The sequence below is a fragment of the Vibrio casei genome, from assembly GCF_002218025.2.
Lineage (GTDB): Bacteria > Pseudomonadota > Gammaproteobacteria > Enterobacterales > Vibrionaceae > Vibrio > Vibrio casei.
Genome location: NZ_AP018680.1, coordinates 102,707 through 123,628, shown reverse-complemented (window position 1 = coordinate 123,628; position 20,922 = coordinate 102,707). Strand labels below are relative to the sequence as shown.

At 42.9% G+C, this 20,922-nt stretch carries 18 protein-coding genes; 14 read left to right on the top strand and 4 right to left on the bottom strand.

The window, feature by feature from the left end:
• The first annotated feature begins 98 nt into the window (after window positions 1-98).
• The 13 genes from VCASEI_RS00605 (at window position 99) to VCASEI_RS00540 (ending at window position 15,178) form a co-directional block, all read left to right on the top strand.
• Complete coding sequence (locus VCASEI_RS00605) at window positions 99-1,895, top strand: DUF294 nucleotidyltransferase-like domain-containing protein (protein WP_089111194.1); 1,797 nt, start codon at window positions 99-101, stop codon at window positions 1,893-1,895.
• 3 nt (window positions 1,896-1,898) lie between these two features.
• Window positions 1,899-2,531 carry a 3'-5' exonuclease gene (locus VCASEI_RS00600; protein ID WP_089111193.1) on the top strand — a complete coding sequence of 211 codons (633 nt, stop codon included), beginning with the start codon at window positions 1,899-1,901 and terminating at the stop codon, window positions 2,529-2,531.
• A gap of 237 nt (window positions 2,532-2,768) precedes the next feature.
• Window positions 2,769-4,715: an acetate--CoA ligase gene (gene acs, locus VCASEI_RS00595; protein ID WP_089111192.1), complete on the top strand. Its 1,947-nt coding sequence runs from the start codon at window positions 2,769-2,771 to the stop codon at window positions 4,713-4,715.
• Window positions 4,716-5,097: 382 nt separating this feature from the next.
• Window positions 5,098-5,553, top strand: coding sequence for a type II 3-dehydroquinate dehydratase (gene aroQ / locus VCASEI_RS00585; RefSeq protein ID WP_086962471.1), 456 nt, complete (start codon window positions 5,098-5,100; stop codon window positions 5,551-5,553).
• 166 nt (window positions 5,554-5,719) lie between these two features.
• A complete protein-coding gene (gene accB, locus VCASEI_RS00580; protein WP_086962371.1) occupies window positions 5,720-6,175 on the top strand; it encodes an acetyl-CoA carboxylase biotin carboxyl carrier protein in 456 nt (151 codons plus the stop codon).
• 25 nt (window positions 6,176-6,200) lie between these two features.
• Window positions 6,201-7,547 (top strand): acetyl-CoA carboxylase biotin carboxylase subunit, encoded by a 1,347-nt coding sequence (accC, locus tag VCASEI_RS00575; RefSeq protein ID WP_086962373.1) that lies wholly within the window; start codon window positions 6,201-6,203, stop codon window positions 7,545-7,547.
• Between the two features lie 426 nt (window positions 7,548-7,973).
• Window positions 7,974-8,258: a YhdT family protein gene (locus tag VCASEI_RS00570; protein WP_086962375.1), complete on the top strand. Its 285-nt coding sequence runs from the start codon at window positions 7,974-7,976 to the stop codon at window positions 8,256-8,258.
• A complete protein-coding gene (gene panF, locus VCASEI_RS00565; RefSeq protein WP_086962377.1) occupies window positions 8,251-9,720 on the top strand; it encodes a sodium/pantothenate symporter in 1,470 nt (489 codons plus the stop codon). The genes VCASEI_RS00570 and panF overlap by 8 nt, the downstream gene beginning before the upstream one ends.
• A 130-nt stretch (window positions 9,721-9,850) precedes the next feature.
• Window positions 9,851-10,741 carry a 50S ribosomal protein L11 methyltransferase gene (gene prmA, locus VCASEI_RS00560; protein ID WP_086962380.1) on the top strand — a complete coding sequence of 297 codons (891 nt, stop codon included), beginning with the start codon at window positions 9,851-9,853 and terminating at the stop codon, window positions 10,739-10,741.
• A gap of 159 nt (window positions 10,742-10,900) precedes the next feature.
• Window positions 10,901-11,866 (top strand): tRNA dihydrouridine synthase DusB, encoded by a 966-nt coding sequence (dusB, locus tag VCASEI_RS00555; RefSeq protein WP_162621052.1) that lies wholly within the window; start codon window positions 10,901-10,903, stop codon window positions 11,864-11,866.
• A 71-nt stretch (window positions 11,867-11,937) separates the two neighbouring features.
• Window positions 11,938-12,234, top strand: coding sequence for a DNA-binding transcriptional regulator Fis (gene fis / locus VCASEI_RS00550; RefSeq protein ID WP_086962384.1), 297 nt, complete (start codon window positions 11,938-11,940; stop codon window positions 12,232-12,234).
• Window positions 12,235-12,497: 263 nt separating this feature from the next.
• Window positions 12,498-13,520 (top strand): LacI family DNA-binding transcriptional regulator, encoded by a 1,023-nt coding sequence (locus VCASEI_RS00545; RefSeq protein WP_086962386.1) that lies wholly within the window; start codon window positions 12,498-12,500, stop codon window positions 13,518-13,520.
• Window positions 13,521-13,678: 158 nt separating this feature from the next.
• Window positions 13,679-15,178, top strand: a complete 1,500-nt coding sequence (locus VCASEI_RS00540; protein ID WP_086962387.1) for a PTS transporter subunit EIIC — start codon at window positions 13,679-13,681, stop codon at window positions 15,176-15,178.
• 118 nt (window positions 15,179-15,296) lie between these two features.
• Here VCASEI_RS00540 and VCASEI_RS00535 read toward each other — a convergent pair whose 3' ends face one another.
• The 3 genes from VCASEI_RS00535 to VCASEI_RS00525 all read right to left on the bottom strand — a co-directional run bounded on the left by VCASEI_RS00535 (window position 15,297) and on the right by VCASEI_RS00525 (window position 18,533).
• Window positions 15,297-17,363 carry a starch-binding protein gene (locus VCASEI_RS00535; protein ID WP_086962389.1) on the bottom strand — a complete coding sequence of 689 codons (2,067 nt, stop codon included), beginning with the start codon at window positions 17,361-17,363 and terminating at the stop codon, window positions 15,297-15,299.
• Window positions 17,364-17,515: 152 nt separating this feature from the next.
• Entirely contained in the window at window positions 17,516-17,695 is a 180-nt protein-coding gene (locus VCASEI_RS00530; protein WP_086962391.1) for a hypothetical protein, read from the bottom strand.
• Between the two features lie 13 nt (window positions 17,696-17,708).
• Entirely contained in the window at window positions 17,709-18,533 is an 825-nt protein-coding gene (locus VCASEI_RS00525; RefSeq protein WP_309598717.1) for an AraC family transcriptional regulator, read from the bottom strand.
• Window positions 18,534-18,683: 150 nt separating this feature from the next.
• Between VCASEI_RS00525 and VCASEI_RS00520 the strand changes: the two genes are divergently transcribed.
• Window positions 18,684-19,634, top strand: coding sequence for a DMT family transporter (locus VCASEI_RS00520; protein ID WP_086962395.1), 951 nt, complete (start codon window positions 18,684-18,686; stop codon window positions 19,632-19,634).
• A gap of 44 nt (window positions 19,635-19,678) precedes the next feature.
• On the opposite strand, the gene VCASEI_RS00515 is transcribed toward VCASEI_RS00520, so the two are convergent.
• Window positions 19,679-20,863 (bottom strand): MalY/PatB family protein, encoded by a 1,185-nt coding sequence (locus VCASEI_RS00515; protein ID WP_086962397.1) that lies wholly within the window; start codon window positions 20,861-20,863, stop codon window positions 19,679-19,681.
• Window positions 20,864-20,922 lie beyond the last annotated feature (59 nt).

The window sequence follows — 20,922 nt, the reverse complement described above, 5'->3', positions numbered from 1 at the left end:
TACTCCCTCTACAACCTTATTTAGACCAAAGTCGTCTGGCGAGAGAGCAAAAAAATGTACACACTCATGATCAGGTTATTTATTGGTGAGTGTATTCCATGCCAGATAAGTTCAACATGTCATTAGCGCCGTTTGATCGCTTATCAAAGCAGGAGCAACAATATCTTCGATCTCACTTAGATGTCGCTTATTTTCGCCAAGCTGACACTATTCTTACTCCAGGAAAATCAGGCAATTCGCTTTTTATCATGATAAAAGGGATCGTCGAAGAAACCGATGATGATGGGAAAGAAGTTTTTGCTCATTATTCAACCGAAGATTTGTTCGACGTACGCTCACAGATTGATGGCATAGTGAAGCACCGCTACACCGCATTGGAAGATACTTTAGCGTATTTGCTTCCGAAAAATATCTTCATCGAACTTTATCAATCCAATCCTCAATTTTCTGGGTACTTTGATAACAACCTCTCCAAACGACAAACACTGCTAGACAACGCACATAAGCAACAAAATTTAGCCGAGTTTATGCTTACCAAGGTCGACAACAATATTTATAATTCACCGTTATTGGTTGCCCCTAATACCAGCTTGCAAGATGTTGTCGAACAGATGCAACAAAATAACACCGATGCCGCTTTCGTCCCTCTACCATCATCTGAAGCATTTGGTATTATCACCAGAACCGACTTACTGCACGCCCTTGCTCTACAACAAAAAAGCTTAAGCAGCGACGTCAAAGCGATCGCTCAAACGCCAGTGATTGCTATCGAACATGGTGATTACTTATTTGATGCGATGATCAGCATGACCCGTCATAAGTGTAAAAGACTGGCGGTCACCCAAAGTAATGCCATTGTCGGCATTTTACATCTAACCCAAGTATTAAGCGCATTTTCTACCCATTCTCATGTTTTAACGTTACGCATCGCCAACGCTAACACCATTGAAGAGTTACTCTTAGCCGCTAGTAAACAACGTGAATTAGTACAAACACTGTACAAAAATGGCATTAGGACTCGGTTCATCATGGAGTTAATTTCCGCGGTTAACGAACAAGTTATAGAAAAAGCCTTCGCCCTAATTGTGCCACACCATTTACATGATCACTGCTGCTTACTGGTCTTAGGCTCTGAAGGTCGAGGGGAACAAATTCTTAAAACTGATCAAGATAATGCCCTAATAGTCAAAGATGGATTGCATTGGCACCAATTCGGCCCGTTAATGGATACGTTTAGCCAAACATTACAACAATTAGGTTACCCACCTTGCAAAGGAAAGGTGATGGTGAACAACCCTGAATGGGTTAAATCACAACTAAATTGGAAAAAAAACATCCAATTCTGGGTGGATCAAAATACTCCTCAATCCGTCATGAATCTTGCCATCATGGCTGATGCTCACGCCATTGCAGGCAACCAGGCCCTGCTCAGCCCAGTAAAGCAACATTTACAACAATGCATGCAGCAACAGTCTTTGCTCTTAATGGAATTTGCACGTCCTGCGGTGGGGTTTGCGGTTCCGCTGAACCTATTTGGAAATGTAAAACACAGCAAACAAGGCATCGACATTAAACAAGGTGGCATTTTTCCTATTGTTCATGGTATTCGTACTCTTGCATTAGAGTTTGGTATACCTGAAACCAATACCTTTGATCGTATTGACCAGCTTTGCCAGTATAACGTACTTGAACAACTGACCGCTGACAATCTATCTGAAGCCTTAAAGTTATTTATTAAATGGCGGCTTAGCCAACAAATTAGTCTGAACCACAGCCATAATCAATTGGACGTTCAACAGCTTAATCGCACCGACCGTGATCTATTACGTCATAGCTTACATGTGGTCAAAAAATTCAAACAATGGTTACGCTATCATTACCAAATTCGCGAGTAGATTATGAATGTATTACAACGGTTATGGTGGTATTACCAACTCAAAGGCTCCCCCTATCAGCCTTTATTCCACAAAGTCCCTCACGATGAATTCGTATCACTTGATTGCGAAACCACCAGCTTGAACCCAAAACAAGCAGAATTAGTCACGATTGCCGCCACGAAAATCATCAACAATAAAATCATCACCAGTGAGCCTTTTCATATCCGCTTAAAAGCACCGCAATCGCTTAACGAGCAATCGGTTCGTATTCACAAAATGCGTCACCACGATTTAGAAGATGGCTACTCCGAAACAGAAGGATTAACAAAGTTACTCGATTTCATTGGTAATCGCCCTCTCATTGGGTACCACATTCGATACGACAAAACGATTTTAGACCGCGCTTATAAAAAACATTTTGGCTTTCCTCTGCCGAATCCTCTCATTGAAGTCAGTCACCTTTACCATGAAAGAATTGAACGCTTACTGCCCAATGCTTATTGCGATTTAAGCTTAGAGTCCATTTGCCAACATTTAGATTTACCCATTCAAGATCGCCATGATGCCTTGCAAGACACCATCACGGCGGCATTAATTTATGTACGTCTCACCTATGGTTCGCTGCCAAACCCCAATTTTTCATACAAAAAGTAAACATAAAACGTCATATTCAAACGATAAAGTTAAGACTCAGTTCTCATTTTCCTGCTTTTCAAGCTTAGAAAAGCCTTAATTTACAAACTATAAGCCTAAAGTCTAATTGTGGAAAAACCTTGAGAGGCAGAGAGTTAAAACAGAGATTACAGTGAATAACAATTTTAACGAATGAACGATTCCAATTAAAAAACGACACCCAAAGGAATTGAGTCCATCTCATGCAAGGAGAGTACAATGAGTGAAGTCCATATTCATCCCGTCAAAGACAATATCAAAAAGCATACTCACGCCGATAACGATACGTATTTGTCGATGTACCAAGAATCGGTTAATGATCCGCAAGGATTCTGGGGTAAGCACGGTAAAATTCTTGATTGGATGAAACCGTTCACTCAAGTTAAAAATACATCTTTTGAGCCTGGTAATATTGATATTAAATGGTTTGAAGATGGTCAACTTAATGTCTCAGCCAACTGTATTGATCGTCATTTAGCCGAGCGTGGTGATGAAGTTGCCATCATCTGGGAAGGTGACAATACAAACGATGATGCTCAAATTACCTTCAAACAGCTCCACGAAAAAGTTTGTCGTTTTTCTAACGTATTAAAAGCACAAGGTATCAAAAAAGGCGATGTCGTCTGCCTATACATGCCAATGGTACCAGAAGCCGCCGTTGCTATGCTGGCCTGCACCCGTATTGGCGCGATTCATACCGTCGTATTTGGTGGTTTCTCTCCTGAAGCATTATCTGGTCGTATTATTGATTCTAACGCTAAACTGGTTGTTACCGCAGATGAAGGGGTACGTGGTGGACGCGCAGTCCCTCTTAAAGCCAATGTTGACCAAGCTTTGAAAAATCCTGATACCAATATCTCAAGTGTTGTCGTCTTTAAGCGCACAGGTGGTAATGTGGAATGGAACGCTGAACGTGATATTTGGTGGCACGAAGCAACAGAGCAAGCATCGAGTGAGTGCGCACCAGAGCCCATGAACGCCGAAGATCCACTCTTCATTCTTTATACATCCGGTTCAACCGGTAAACCGAAAGGCGTCTTGCACACCACAGGTGGCTATCTTGTTTACGCCGCCATGACGTTCAAATACGTATTCGATCATCAAGAAGGCGATGTTTTTTGGTGTACCGCTGATGTGGGTTGGATCACAGGCCACACGTATTTGGTTTATGGACCATTGGCTAATGGTGCCAAAACCATTTTATTTGAAGGTGTACCAAACTATCCAAACACCAGTCGCATGAGCGAAGTGGTCGATAAACATAACGTGACCATTCTTTACACCGCGCCAACAGCTATCCGCGCCCTAATGGCAAAAGGTAATGAAGCCATTAAAGGCACATCACGTTCAAGCTTGCGCATTATGGGTTCAGTGGGAGAACCTATTAACCCAGAAGCGTGGGAGTGGTATTACAAAACCATTGGAGATGAACGTTGCCCAATTGTCGATACATGGTGGCAAACGGAAACCGGTGGCATTTTAATTTCACCACTACCAGGCGCAACCGATTTAAAACCAGGCTCAGCCACTCGCCCATTTTTTGGCGTTCAACCTGTATTGGTCGATAACGAAGGGAATGTGATTGAAGGCGCAACAGAAGGTAATTTAGTCATCACCGATTCATGGCCAGGGCAAATGCGCACCATTTATGGTGATCATGACCGTTTCGAGCAAACATATTTCTCAACCTTCAAAGATGTTTACACCACAGGTGATGGTGCAAGACGTGATGAAGATGGTTATTACTGGATTACCGGCCGTGTTGATGACGTACTAAATGTATCGGGCCACCGTATGGGTACCGCAGAAATTGAATCGGCGCTCGTGGCATTTGATAAAATTGCGGAAGCGGCGATTGTCGGTATTCCTCACGATATTAAAGGACAAGCCATTTACGCTTACATCACGTTAAACGATGGTGAATACCCGTCAGCAGAATTACATAAAGAAGTGAAAGATTGGGTTCGTAAAGAAATAGGGCCAATTGCCACGCCAGATGTCCTACATTGGACAGACTCTTTACCAAAAACGCGTTCAGGTAAAATTATGCGTCGTATCTTACGCAAAATTGCGACTGGCGATACCGGCAATTTAGGCGACACCTCCACTCTTGCCGATCCAAGTGTGGTGGACAAGCTTATCGAAGAAAAAGCGAACTTGGTTTAATACTCACCGATCGCCGCATGCTTCATAACAAACCGTAGCCTAGGCTGCGGTTTTTATTTGTAATCCGTTAAGGCAAATTATTGATAATCATTTCAGCAATACCAATATAACGCCAAATCAAAATCGGCTAATGTCATCATTTGGACTAAATTTAAACTAAAGCCCCTCTTAAAGTGGGCAGAGCTTAAAAAAACCTTGAAGTTGACACGAATCGGCCAAAACAAGTCATTAGACCAGTAAAATGCTGCGATTTGCGTTGATTTAGCTATAATTGGCCAAATTAGTGGATGCATGGTCATTTTTTTTGCTATCTTACTTAGCAATTGATGAAAATTATGACATGATGCATTTTACATTCACTTTAATGGATATTACCCACACAATGTCAGCAAACTTACGAGTTCTAGTCTTAAATGGGCCGAATTTAAATTTGCTCGGGTTACGTGAACCGACGCATTACGGTTCTCACACATTGCCCGATATTGTTGCCAACTTAGAAGCGCAAGCGAAAGAGTTAGGTATTCAACTGTCTCACTTACAATCAAACCGTGAATACGAGTTGATTGAAGCGATTCATGCTGCCCATAACAATATCGACTTTATCGTCATCAACCCAGCCGCCTTTACCCACACCAGTGTGGCATTGCGCGATGCGTTGCTTGGGGTCAATATTCCATTTATTGAAGTGCACCTGTCTAACGTTCATGCACGTGAACCTTTCCGCCACCATTCTTATCTTTCCGATAAAGCGGTCGGCGTCATTTGTGGATTAGGCGCACAAGGTTACCAATTTGCACTGTCGGCGGCATTTTCCCATTTAACGAGACCAAACCATTAATGCTTATATAGCCAAAGACTTAAGTATTGAATGCCAGAGTCCGTTAAATAAGAAAACGCGGTCAGAAACTTATAGCAGCGTCGATACCATTTCGATAATGCATAAAGCCTTGGTGATAATTGATTATCACCTTGAAATAAATAATTAAACTAATAGAGAACACATTATGGATATTCGTAAAATAAAGAAGCTTATTGAGCTAGTAGAAGAGTCTGGTATTGCTGAACTTGAAATCTCTGAAGGTGAAGAATCAGTACGTATCAACCGCTACAGCAATCAAGCAGCGCCTGCGGCACCTATCCAATATGCAGCGGCTCCAGCACCAGTTGCTGCGCCAGTAGCCGCACCGGCAGCCGTTGAAGCGCCAGCCGAAGCACCGGTTCAATCTGGTCATAAAGTGCTTTCTCCAATGGTAGGAACTTTCTACCGTTCACCAAGCCCTGAAGCTAAATCATTTATCGAAGTCGGCCAAACGGTAGAAGAAGGTCAAACGATCTGTATCGTTGAAGCGATGAAAATGATGAACCAAATTGAAGCAGACAAATCCGGTGTAATTAAAGCGATCTTAGTAGAAGATGGTCAACCAGTAGAATTTGATCAAGCGCTTGTAATTATTGAATAATCGCACCGATTAAGAGGCAAGATAAATGCTAGATAAATTAGTCATCGCGAACCGAGGTGAAATTGCCCTCCGTATTCTTCGCGCATGTAAAGAGTTAGGCATCAAAACCGTTGCTATTCACTCCACCGCTGATCGTGATTTAAAGCACGTATTACTGGCCGATGAAACCATTTGTATTGGTCCTGCTCGCAGTACCGACAGCTACTTAAATGTTCCTCGTATCATTTCTGCAGCAGAAGTCAGTGGCGCTGTGGCGATTCATCCTGGTTACGGCTTTCTATCAGAAAATGCTGATTTCGCTGAACAAGTCGAAAATTCAGGCTTCATTTTTGTGGGACCAAAAGCAGAAACCATTCGCCTAATGGGTGATAAAGTGTCTGCAATTAATGCCATGAAAAAAGCTGGTGTACCTTGTGTACCAGGCTCTGACGGCCCACTAGATGACGATGATGCTAAAAACCGTGCGTTTGCAAAACGTATTGGCTACCCAGTGATCATCAAAGCATCTGGCGGCGGCGGCGGTCGTGGTATGCGTGTGGTACGCAGCGACAAAGATTTAGTTGAAGCGATCGCTATGACGCGTTCTGAAGCGAAGTCGTTCTTCAATAACGATATGGTTTACATGGAGAAATACCTAGAAAACCCTCGTCACATTGAAGTTCAAGTTTTAGCGGACGGACAAGGCGGAGCTATCCACCTTGGTGAACGCGATTGCTCAATGCAACGTCGTCACCAGAAAGTCGTGGAAGAAGCGCCAGCGCCGGGCATCACTGAAGAAATGCGCCAGTACATTGGTGAGCGTTGTACTCGTGCTTGTATCGAGATCAACTACCGCGGTGCCGGTACATTTGAATTTCTATACGAAAACGGTGAGTTCTATTTCATTGAAATGAACACGCGTATTCAGGTAGAGCACCCGGTGACAGAAATGGTAACTGGTATTGACCTAATCAAAGAGCAGTTGCGCATTGCTGCTGGTCAACCGTTATCATTCACACAAAATGATATAAAAATCCGCGGCCATGCCGTTGAATGTCGTATCAATGCAGAAGATCCAGAGCGTTTCCTTCCTTGCCCAGGTAAAATCCAACATTTCCACCCACCTGGTGGCATGGGCGTTCGTTGGGAATCTCACGTTTATGCGGGCTACACCGTACCACCGCATTACGATTCGATGATCGGCAAACTCATCACCTTCGGTGAAAACCGTGATGTTGCGATTGCCCGTATGAAGAATGCATTAGGTGAAACCATCATTGATGGCATCAAAACTAACATTCCTCTACAAATTGACATCATGAACGACGAAAATTTCCAACACGGTGGTGCAAACATTCACTACCTTGAGAAGAAGCTAGGCTTGCAAGACTAAACCTCTCGCTAGCCCTATATTCAGAAGACATCAAGACCGCAGTGAAAACTGCGGTCTTTTTTTTGTTTTCGGGTGTCGGGACTCGGGCGCTGCTCGCCGCTTGGAACAGCAAAAAGATGGTTGCGTGCTGCGTGAGGATTATTTCTTTGCCTAAATAGTATCTCAACTCTATCTTTTAGTTATTGCTTACTTTTATACCCAAAAAAACCGTCATTCCTGAGGAGCCGTAGGAGACATCAGGAATCTAATCTCCTTATTGAACTAGATCCCTGATAGCTCCTTCGTCGCTTCAGGATGACATCCTTTTCTTTTCCTAACAACTCGGTACCAGAAACTAGAAACCGCGACCATTTGTCTTTCCTGCCATAGTTTGTAAAAAAAATGCTTCCCCTCTTTTCATTTCATTCCAGTAAAGATAAATCTCCTATGAAAACACTACAGGCTCGTTATCAACAAGCACACAAAGAAGCAAAATGGGCGATTGGGCTTGCTTTAGCTTATTTTGTTTGGTGGTATGTTTCCGCTTATGGCTTAGCGCCCAGCCCTGATGATATCTCCAGCATGCCTAGCTTGTATTTTGGTTTTCCACTTTGGTTTTTAATGTCCTGTGTGATCGGCCCAATTGTCTTTACTTTATTATGTGCGGCAATGGTTAAATGGATCTACCAAGATATGTCCTTAGAAGTAGAACAAGAAGACAACCATGAATAACCAAATCCTCATCCCATTATTCCTCTATTTGATCGCCGTATTTGCTCTGGCATTTTGGAGTAGTCGTCATAGCAATAAACAAGGTTTTTTAAATGAATACCTCGTCGGCGGACGTAGTATGGGTGGCTTTGTACTTGCCATGACCCTTGCCGCTACCTATGCCAGTGCCAGTTCGTTTATCGGTGGCCCGGGAGCAGCTTATAAGATGGGATTAGGGTGGGTTTTACTTGCCATGATCCAATTGCCTGCCACATGGTTAACGCTAGGTGTTTTAGGAAAGAAATTTGCGATTGAAGCTCGTCGCCATAATGCCCTGACCTTAAATGACATTCTTTACGCTCGCTATCAAAATAGAGGCGTGGTTGTCTTTGCTTCGTTATCTTTATTATTAGCCTTTTTTGGCACTATGGTGGTTCAGTTTGTCGGCGGTGCGCGTTTGCTGCAAACCGTCACAGGGCTTTCGTATACTCACGGCTTGATGATATTTGCTATCACCGTAGGTCTGTACACCACTATCGGTGGCTTTCGCGCAGTGGTCATGACCGATACTCTGCAAGGCATCATGATGATAATTGGCACCATCGCACTACTGGTGGGCATTGTGCACGCCGGTGGCAGCATTGGGGAAATCGTGACCGACCTGCACACCATCGATCCTGCGCTCATTACCCCCTATGGACCCAACCATTTCTTAACTGGCCCCTTTATGATGAGTTTTTGGGTACTAGTCTGCTTTGGCGTGATTGGCCTACCTCACGCCGCGGTACGTTGTATGTCTTATAAAGACAGCGGTTCACTGCATAAAGGTATGGTGATCAGTACCATTATGGTGGCGCTGCTGATGCTAGGCATGCATTTAGCCGGTGCTTTTGGCCGTGCCATTGTGCCGGATATCGCCAGCCCTGACCAAATCATGCCGACATTAATGATCACGGTTCTCCCTCCTATAGTTGCCGGTATTTTCTTAGCCGGCCCCATGGCGGCAATTATGTCTACCATCGACTCACAGCTAATTCAAGCTTCCGCAACCCTATTGAAAGACTTGTACATTAATTACATTAACCCTTCGATGGCCGAGGGTGAAAAAGCGGAAAAAACACTGCCTAAATTATCATTATGGATAACGGGGATTTTTTCAGCCTTAGTCTTTGTGGCGGCGCTTAATCCACCAGATATGATCATTTGGCTCAACTTACTCGCATTCGGAGGCATGCAAGCGGTGTTCTTATGGCCGCTAGTCTTGGGCTTATATTGGAAAAAAGCCTCCGCAACAGGCGCTTTTGCATCAATGCTGGTTGGATTATTCTCTTACATTGCATTCAGTACATTCAAACCAGATATGGGAGGAATGCACGCCATTGTTCCAACACTATTATTTGGCCTTATCGCCTTTATTGTGGGCAGCAAGATCAAACCAAACCCAATCACTGTCGAACAGTTTCGCAGCCAAACATCACCATAAAGTGATTAATTCAAACAAAATACACACACAATCCCACTTTTAATTCGTATAATTGGCACAGAAGCGCAAAGAGCATTCATGGTAAACTTTGTGCCTGTGCCGATAAACTCAACCAATAAGCGAAACCATCATGCCTTGGATTCAAATTAAACTTAATGCTACCGACACCAACGCAGAAGCCATTGGCGACATGTTAATGGAAGAAACGGGGGCATTATCCGTTACATTTCTCGATGCCAAAGATACTCCCGTATTTGAACCACTACCGGGTGAAACACGTCTGTGGGGCGAAACCGATATTCTGGCGTTATACGATGCAGAAATAGATACCCAACAGGTACTGTTTCAAATTAAAAACAGCCATATGTTGAATGACGACTTCGCTTACAAAATTGAGCAAATCGAAGACAAAGACTGGGAACGCGAATGGATGGACAACTTCCACCCAATGAAATTTGGTGAACGCTTATGGATTTGCCCAAGCTGGCGTGATATTCCCGATCCAACAGCCGTTAACGTTATGCTCGATCCAGGACTTGCTTTTGGTACAGGCACCCATCCAACGACCTCCGTCTGTTTAGAATGGCTAGAAGGCTTAGCTCTAAAAGGAAAAACGGTGATCGATTTTGGCTGTGGTTCTGGCATTCTGGCTATTGCAGCAATCAAACTGGGCGCGGCTAAAGTCATTGGTATTGATATCGACCCACAAGCTATTCTCGCCTCAAAAGACAACGCAGGACGAAATGGTGTTGCTGATCAACTAGAGCTGTTCCTTCCTCAGAACCAACCAGAAGGTTTAGTGGCCGATGTGGTCGTCGCTAACATCCTTGCAGGGCCATTACGTGATCTTTCTGGCGTGATTACCAGCTTAGTCAAACCAAACGGCTTACTGGCGATGTCTGGCGTCTTAGATTCCCAAGCGGAAGACGTGGCTACCTATTACGCCGAACAATTCAACCTAGACCCAATCATTGAACAGCAAGAGTGGTGTCGAATTTCTGGTCAAAAAAAACCAGAGTAATGGAATGCGATAAACAATTCGTTACGACTATTAAGGCTAATTGACTGAAAAATAGACAATTTGTAAAACTAATTGCGAAATGGTCAAATATTAGTCTTTTCACGCCCCGAAAAAATGCGTAAAATGCGCGCCCTTGCTGATACGAACTGTGATGCTGTTTTGAAAATCGGAAACTACACATTACCGAACAACTTAATTGTGGCGCCAATGGCTGGTGTCACCGATAGACCGTTTCGAGAATTGTGCCTTCGATATGGTGCAGGAATGGCCGTCAGTGAAATGATGTCCTCGAATCCAAAAGTTTGGAACACATCAAAATCCCAACAACGCATGGTACATGAGGGCGAATCGGGCATTCGTTCGGTACAAATTGCAGGGGCAGATCCACAGCTAATGGCACAAGCGGCCCAAATCAGTGTTGAAAACGGTGCGCAAATCATCGATATCAACATGGGTTGCCCAGCTAAGAAAGTAAATAAGAAACTTGCAGGCTCCGCGTTACTGCAGCACCCAGACATCATCGAACAGATTTTGACCGCGGTCGTCAACGCAGTAGAGGTTCCAGTAACCCTAAAAACGCGCACAGGATGGGATACAGACAACAAAAACTGTGTCGAGATTGCAAAAATGGCCGAACAATGTGGCATTCAAGCCTTGGCACTCCATGGGAGAACCAAAGCCTGCATGTACAAAGGCGAGGCAGAATACGACAGCATCAAAGCCGTAAAACAGGCTATTTCTATCCCAGTGATTGCCAATGGTGATATTGATAGCCCAGAAAAAGCGAAATACGTACTGGATTACACCGGTGCGGATGCTTTGATGATAGGTAGACCAGCCCAAGGTCGACCATGGATTTTTAACCAAATCCAACATTTTTTAACGACGGGTGAACACTTGCCACCGATTCCAAAAGAAGAAGTGCAAAACATCTTACTCGGCCATGTTCAGGCTCTGCATAAATTTTATGGCGAGTTTTTAGGCCCTCGCATCGCGCGCAAGCACGTGGGTTGGTACCTAAAAGAACATGACGAATCAGGTGACTTCCGTCGTATTTTCAATGCCATCGAGGATGCCGATCAGCAACTTGATGTGCTTAAAGGTTATTTTATATATCCAAGTTGATTTAAGGTCATCGCTTTAAACGACCGATATAGATAACGTTGCATTATAATTAAGAAGAGCTAAGACTAATTATGTTCGAACAAAATCTGACTTCAGAACCATTAACAGTTACTACTGTCACATCACAAGACCAGATCACACAGAAGCCACTACGTGACTCTGTTAAAGCATCTTTAAAGAACTACCTTGCTCAATTAAACGGCCAGGACGTTAACGATCTTTACGAATTAGTATTAGCAGAAGTTGAGCAACCAATGCTTGATATGGTTATGCAGTACACTCGCGGTAACCAAACTCGCGCAGCGAACATGATGGGTATCAACCGTGGTACGCTTCGCAAGAAATTGAAAAAATATGGCATGAACTAAGATTAAGTTAGTTCGATATAAGAAAGGCTTACGATGATTTGTAAGCCTTTCCTATTATTGAAAACTCTATAAAAGAAATACTTCTATCTATTTCAAACATATCCAAAACCATTACTTTTTATAAATTAATAACACTCTCTCAATTTCTCCATTAACTTTCTTCTCACCATTCTCGAAGATGCAAGATAAATCCGCAAAATATCAGCTATAGTTGACTCTCTAAGCCGTGATGATGGCCATATTTCACTATTCAAGCAGAGTTCATGAAAAATACAGTTACGATCAAAGACATTGCCAAAAAAGCCGAAGTATCAACCACAACAGTGTCAATGGCATTAAGGAACAAGGGAAATATTTCACCCGAAACAAGAGATAGAGTCATTAAGATTGCTCACGATATTGGCTATGTACGCAATCACCTTGCCGCCAAATTGCGATCTAAATACAGCAAAACCGTTGGTATCGTGGTAGGTGACATAAGCTGTGAATACACATCCCATGCTTTAAAAAGCTTGCTTGATAGACTGCAAGAACAAGATTATCTGATCAATATTTATCAATGCGATCATCAATGGAAAAAACTCACCGAGCAAACTCATCAGCTCGTATCCCAAGGGGTTGATGGTATCTTTTACTGTTTATCTGAAGGCGCTTGTTATCACGCGGCATTAGATTTTGTCCCGGATGATTTACCCATTATTGATTTATCAAAAAATACTATCTTTACCGATAAAGTCGATTATCTCGGTATCGACCACGCTAACTCAGGAAGAATGGCAACAGACTATTTCATTAATCAAGGTCACAGAAAAGTTGCCTATGTCGGAGGCGAAACCGGCTCAATGTGCAGAGCAGAGCGAATTTCGGGCTACTTTAAAGCCCTTAATCACGCCAATTTATCCGTAAGCATTCATTGTGTTTTGGATTCAGATGAAGGGTTGTCTGAAAGAATTTTCCATTTATTAAAAGAAGATGCCGCTATCTCGGCCGTGATCTGCCATGACCTTCAATCCTACGGTGAAGCGTGTATTGCCATTGAACGTTTAGGCCACAAGGTTGGCTACGATCAAGTCTTCGGTAAAGTCGTCTCTTTGATCTGCTTTGTGGATACAAAACCAACCTTCAATTTTAACTATCAACCCTTATTTATTTCAGCCGATTTGGGGGAAATAGGCGTTCAAGCTTGCCGACGATTTTTTGAGGTCAGCCAAGAAATCGAAGACTCTCCCAAAGAGAAATCTCCTTCTTTTCGCCTGATGATCCCGTCTAGCATTCATCATAAATAACCATTTTATTAAAATTTTCGAGAAGTAAAACGTTTAACTAAAAAGTCGATTTATAAAGTAAAACGTTTAATTTTTAATAAAAACATCGCTTTATTTCGCTTACTTGACTTGGCCCTTCTTATAATCTCCTTATCATGAATTCAAGGAGGAAATGATTTATGAATCTTATAAAATCACTCACTGGCGCCGTTTCCAGATTATCGTTAATTGGCCGTGCGTTAATGCTACCGATTTCACTCTTACCCGCTGCAGGCTTATTGCTCGCGTTTGGAGACAAGTTTGACCTACCATTAATGATGCACGCAGGTGGCGTAATCTTTGATAACTTACCCTTATTATTTGCTATTGGATCGGCGGTGGGCTTAGCTGGAGAATCGGGCATTGCGGCATTATCAGCTGCGGTTTCTATTCTCATCATTAATACCACAATAGGCACGATGTTAAATATCACGCCTGAAATGGCAATGTCCGGTGGAAAATATGCATTAGTGCTTGGTATTCCTAGCCTGCAAATGGGTGTGTTTGGGGGGTTAATTTCCGGTATTTTAGCGGCCTACTGCTACAATAAATTCCATGCGATACAGCTTCCTGAATTTCTAGGATTCTTTTCTGGAAAACGTTTTGTTCCCCTCGCCACAGCATTATTTTCTTTTTTGCTTGGTTTATTACTCCCTTATATTTGGGGGCATATTCAAGATGGTATCAATGCCTTATCTGGCATCGTCAATGGTGGCAATCAAGCATTATCCACCTTCATTTTTGGCTTAACAGAAAGGGCGTTAATCCCTCTTGGGTTGCACCATATTTGGTACCCTTCTTTCTGGTATTCGTTTGGTGAATACACCACGACAACAGGACAAGTTATTCATGGGGATCAAACCATTTGGTTCAAAATGCTTGCCGAAGGTGTGAAGTCCTTCTCGACTGATAGCTACCAAAATGCCGGGAAGTTTATGCAAGGCGAGTTTCCTTTGATGCTGTTTGCACTGCCTGCGGCTTGTTTAGCCATGTACCATGAAGCTCACACCAAAAACAAAAAAATCGCCGCGGGTATTTTATTTTCTGCTGCATTAACTTGTTTCTTAACCGGCATTACGGAACCTGTGGAATTCACCTTTATTTTTGTTGCACCTATTTTGTACGTCTTTAACGCTATCATGGCGGGGCTGTCTTACATGGCGATGTATTTATTAGATGCTCATATTGCGAAATCGTTCTCAGCGGGATTAATTGACTACATCTCATTTGGTATTGTTCCATCACTCAATGGTTTTGAAACCAATTATTTAAGCGCGGTGATTGTCGGCATCCCAATGGCGATCATCTATTATGCTGTATTCCGATTTGTAATCAGAAGGTTAGATGTAAAAACGCCGGGGCGTGTCACCATCACGACTAACATTGATGACATTTCAGACAATGAATTGGCCACCAAAGTACTCGCAAGCGTGGGCGGGCTTGATAACGTTCAATCGTCTACGGCTTGTATCACCCGATTGCGATTGCAGCTTAAACAAGGTGATCTTATTGATAAAGATGGCCTCACTCAATTAGGCGCTAAAGGGGTGGTTTATGTCGGCGATACCGGAATTCAAGTAATCCTTGGCTCCCGAGCACAATTTATTTCTAATGAAATTGAAGAGCTATTAAAAGCATAACTCCCCCATTAGCTCAATATGAAAAGGCTTACGTTAATACGTAAGCCTTTCTTTATATAAGATAAGCTCTCTTCACATTTAAAATAGGCTATTGCAATAACTTACGTATAAGCACAAGTCAGATGCAGTTCTCCAATGCTGTCCAAGTATTATTTTGATAACAAGTAGCTTGTTTGGTAGCGTTAAGGTCACTGGTTTGATTACTGCCATTATTACTAAAAATCAGATTGATACTTTCAATTGATTCTGAGAACTCATGACAATATTGATTCCCAACTTGCGTTAACGACACACCAGGCCAAATTGCATCGCTGATGCTATTGCCTGATGCTGTTACTACATTCCAATAGTAAATTGTCGGACTATCGAAGTATTGGTTATTGTCGTAACACACCTTAGCAAGGTCACTTACCGGTAAACTAGGATTTGAAATCGTCACGTTAAAGCCACAATCCGCTAACGATTTCCATGTCCCGTTATCGTAACAATGATTGCCTTGCATTCGTAAATCTTCCGTTTGGTTGACACCATTATCATTGAAAATAATGTTGATGGCATCAACTTCTGCGCCAAGATCATAACAATGATAATTTCCTTTTTTCACCATACTTTCTCCTGGCCACGTGGCATTTACTACGCGTTCAGAAGGTTGTGAGCCCCAAAAATACACAGTTGGATTCGTAAAGCTTTGATCATTACTCAAACAGACTGCTGTACTGGCTATTTCTAGCGTAATGGGGTTTGGATCGGGGTTGCATTCACTACCTGAACAACCGCCAATTTTAGCACCGATATGTATTGCTGAGGCACTAACCGTATTCACGGTAAAATAAGCCATACCTTCGGCATTAACCGAGATAGTTGGTCCGCTGCACGTATGTGTTGCTTCATCGTAATTGCCGTTAATAATGTCGCAATATTCTCCCGCAGGCATGCCTGTTTGGAAGCTTCTATTTATAGCCTTATTATCGTCTCGGTTAATCACCACAAACCCTGAACTGCCTCGACCAAAAGCAATTTGGTTATAACCGTCATCCCACCAATTGTTAAGCATAAATTCATTGGCGGTATGATTTCGAAAAGACACCATATTGGCGATACCACGCCAACGGTGCTCACAAACCCAATCTCCACCATCAAATCCACATGCATTGCCAAAGTTAGCGCCTGAACTTGGTGGGCCTTGATCAAAATTCCCGCCAAAATAATAACCCGACATCACCTTCGGGTAGCCATATGGGTAAGCCAACATAAAAATATTTCCGATATAGTACAAATCACCTACATCTAAATGGGTTAACGTGGCCCCTTCATTGTGTCGTTCATCATCATGGTTAGCAACGAAGACTACTGCACTATCGCTTGGTAGCATGCCCGGCCATGTTTTTAAATCTTTTAACTCGTTAATTCCTCCATTTTGAAATTTATCCCCGATCGCCCTTTCGTAGCCAAATTCCGTCACATCTCCATTTCCTGTGTATTCAAATGGCGTAATAGGTTCACCATAGGCACCAATTACCTCTTGGAAAATATAAGGGCTGCCCGTCAGCTTAGATTTTATCGCGGCAATATCTTCGTTAGGTATATGTTTGGCGGCATCAATTCGAAAACCAGCCACCCCTATTTGCGTCATATCGTTGAGGTAATCGGCAATTTTTTGACGTACATAATCCGACCCAGTCTTTAAATCATTCAACCCAGTAAGATCACAGTTTTGCACCTGCCAACGATTTTGATAATTGATTGGCGTCGTGCAGTTATTAAAGTCATTAGAGGAATAAGGCACTCGGGGGAAGTCTCGATTCCAAGCGGCCATATGGTTAATCACCGCATCAACATAGATATCAACGCCTGATGTCTTGCAGCGTTGAACCATATTAATAAAGGCATTACGATCACCACTTCGCCCTGAAATTTCATAACTTACTGGTTGGTAACGCGTCCACCAAGCCGAGCCATCTATACTCAAGTTCGGAGGGGACACTTGAACCGCTGAATAACCTTTTGGCCCTAAAACAGTTTCACATTCCGTGGCAATATCAGCCCATGGCCATTCAAATAAATGTACAAATGCTGTTCTCGGTACATTGGCATCCTGCGCCAAAGCCGAAGATATATTCCCTCCCAGTGCAGCACTAAAGCCGATTAAAGCGGCTATTTTCGATATTTTATAATGACGATACATTCAAACAGCTCCTTGTTTATTATTTACTCTTGTGAGTACCTAAAAATAAGCAAGAAGTCTCTTTTCTACAAAGCTGAATATCCAAAACAAGCGGAGTTATCACTATCAGTGCAATCATGCGGATAACAATCATACCCCAACAATGCATTAACTCACGTTTGGCGCAATGCCCTTTTTAACAACTCTTGCTGCGCGGCGTGTTTTTGCGCTTTTGATTCGCCATCTATGCTTAAGGCTTTTAATTTCTCATCACTTAATTGTTCTAAATAGCGGAAATTTTCGCTACTTTGTAGGCTTTCAAGCCGTTGTTTTAATCGATTGATGATACCCATATTGGTCTCTTTCTTACTCGTTTGAATGGGATTGAAGACCACTAACTTGTTGGCGGTAAACAGCTGGGGTTAGCCCTGTATGACGACGAAACATTTTGATGAAAGCTGATGCGTCGCTATAACCTAACAAGAAAGCTACTTGATTAATTGAGTCATTTTTCTTAAGCAACTGCAAAGCCGTCACGACTTTTAAGCGTTGTCGCCATTCATTAAAACTCATGCGCAATTGCTTTTGAAAGCGACGAGTTAAGGTTCTCTCAGTCGAAAACACCGATTTAGCCCAATCAGACAAACTGCGGTCATCGGCGGGATTATCCTCTAAGGCGCGCAGGATAGGCTGTAATAAAGCATCTTGCGTTGTGGGTAGGAAATCATCTACTTTGTGAGCGTTAGCTAACCTCTCAAGCAAAACATCAGTTAAACATTTGTCTTGATGGCTTTCAATTTTATCCACTTGACGAGTGGTTAAATCGTCAATAATCGCAAGCACTAAAGATGGTAAGGCAATCATACAAGCCTCATTAGGTAGCCCTCCCGAACGGGCAATATCGATATTAATTGCGCAATACTCAACATCCCTTCGGTTAAAAGCACGATGCAACACATTAGCGGGAGTCCAAATAGCATAACCGGCAGGTGATACCATTTTTCGACCATTCACTTCCATCTCTAACACGCCTTGTTTAATGAGATGAATTTGCCCCCAATTATGTTGGTGCGGCAAAGTTTCTGTGCCACCAGCAATGTGAAAGTAATGTATGAATACAGTGCTTGGCAATTGATCGACCAATTTAGGCATAAAGGTTGGGTTGCCACTCATTTGATTGCTTGTCATCATTCCACTCCATTCATCAGCTTGTCTGAATCGACCTATTCAGTGTCCGATTCAACCTACGGTCTTTTATTTCTTTCATGCCACACTGCATATTCAGTTTGATAAAACGTTTTACCATCAAGGTATAACAAGTTTCTTCAAGGAGGAACAACCATGATAACAGACTCCAAAACCTTATTTGTTCGCAGTTTATTTCCGATCATCGCTGTCGCAATATGGGCAACTAATGCGGTCGTCAGTAAAATGGCAACGGCAACCATTGAGCCTGGCACCATCGCATTTTATCGCTGGTTTGTGGCATTACTAGTTCTCACACCCTTTTGTTTAATGGAAGTGTCTCGCCAATGGCCGGCAGTCAAAAAATGCTTATTGAAATTAACGATACTGGCTTCTTTAGGTATGGTTCTCAATCAAAGCTTGGCCTATTACGCGGCTTACACCACCAGCGCCACCAACATTGCTATTTTCTTATCGTTAATGCCGCTGATTGGTTTATTTCTCGCTGTGCCACTCTTAGGTGCTAAGTTGCATAAAATGACTTTACTCGGTGCAGTGATTTCATTCTGTGGCTTAATTTACATGCTCAGTGAAGGCAACCCAATACACATTGTTAGCCAAGGCTTAAAACAAGGTGATCTGTTGATGCTTGCGGCATCTTGTGCTTATGCCTTGTATTCCGTCTTGCTAAGCCGTTGGAAGTTACCTTTAACCACCTGGTGTGCGGTCTATTGCCAAGTGTTTCTTGGCGCGCTTCTGCAACTGCCTTTATTGTTTTCAAGCCAACACTGGGGAATCGAAATAAAGGCTTGGCCTATGGTAGGGTTTGCCGCGCTGGCCGCTTCCATCATCGCCCCTTGGTGTTGGTTAAAAGGCGTCGCATTAATTGGCGCTGAACGTGCGACTTTATTCATGAACTTAGTGCCTATTTTTACCGCTAGCATCAGCATTGTTTTACTGGGCGTACATCCCACTCAATACCATCTTATTGGCGGCGCACTGGTATTTGCAGGCTTAACGTTGGCGCAGCGGAAACCCAAAGCGAATATGCCGTCATCACCTCAATCATCCACTGCGAGCCCATCACTGTCCAGCACTCGTAAATAAAGACTTATCAAGATTCCTCCCAACCTCTGTGGTTGGGAGACTTTTCACCGTGATGAACGAGACTTCAGCTGCTCAATCGCACCAATTAATGCATTCAATCCAGTTTCCACTTTACTGCGTGGGCACCCCACATTTAGGCGAATATAACCTTGCCCTTCTTTGCCATAGGTATCGCCACGCATAATTGCCACTTTATGATCTTCAATTAAAATCCGTTGCAGTTTATCCATATCAATGTTCAATGGATTTAAATCTAACCATGCTAAGTAAGTGCCTTGAGGAACCTGATAATTCAGCTCTGGTAGGTGTTCATTGAGTGTCTGTGCAACGTATTTGAGATTTCCATGTAGGTAAACCTTCAAGGCTTCTAACCATTCCTCACCTTGTTGATAAGCGGCAATGTGCGCGATCACCCCAAGAATCGAAGGCGAAGATAAACCATGCGCGGCTTTTAACTGATTAAGATAAGCATTACGATCATCTTGGCTCGGAATAAAAGCATACGCTCCCGTTAAAGCCGGAATATTGAATGACTTAGATCCAGAGCTCACCAATGCCCATTGGTCATCTGGAGCCACTTGCGACCAAGGGATGTAACGCTCAAACGCCATATCCATATGGATATCATCGGAAACAACTTTCACATCATAACGTTGACAAATTTGTGCCATGCGTTGCAACTCATCGAGTGTCCACACTCGACCTGTAGGGTTTTGTGGACTACAAAGCAGTAAGATTTTGCATTGCGGCAACGCGACTTGAGCTTCAAATTGCGGCCAGTCTATTTCATAGCTGCTTTGGGTTTTTATTAAAGGGCTAGTCAGCATTTGACGGTAGTTTGCCGATAACATATTGCCAAAGGCATCATAAGCCGGAGTGTGTACTAACACACCATCTCCCAGTTTGCTCCATTGCAAAATAAGCTGTGAGATAATGTAAATGACCGATGGACCATAGACTAAGTGATCATTATCTAACTTGGCTTGATAACGACGCCCAAACCAACCTGTCACGGCAGACTTAAATTCATCATGATTCCAACGGCTATAACCAAGTACGCCGTGTTCCATACGTTTTTTAATCGCAGCTAATACACAAGGCGCGGTTTCAAAGTCCATATCAGAAATCGTAAACGGCAATAAGTCGGCATGACCAAACCGGTCTTGAACATAATCCCATTGAGTACAAAATGTGCCATGGCGATTCACCACTTGCGAGAAATCAAACATAACTAACCTCAACCATCGATCCAAATACCTTTGCAGCTCTCACCTCAAGCTGCAAAGGT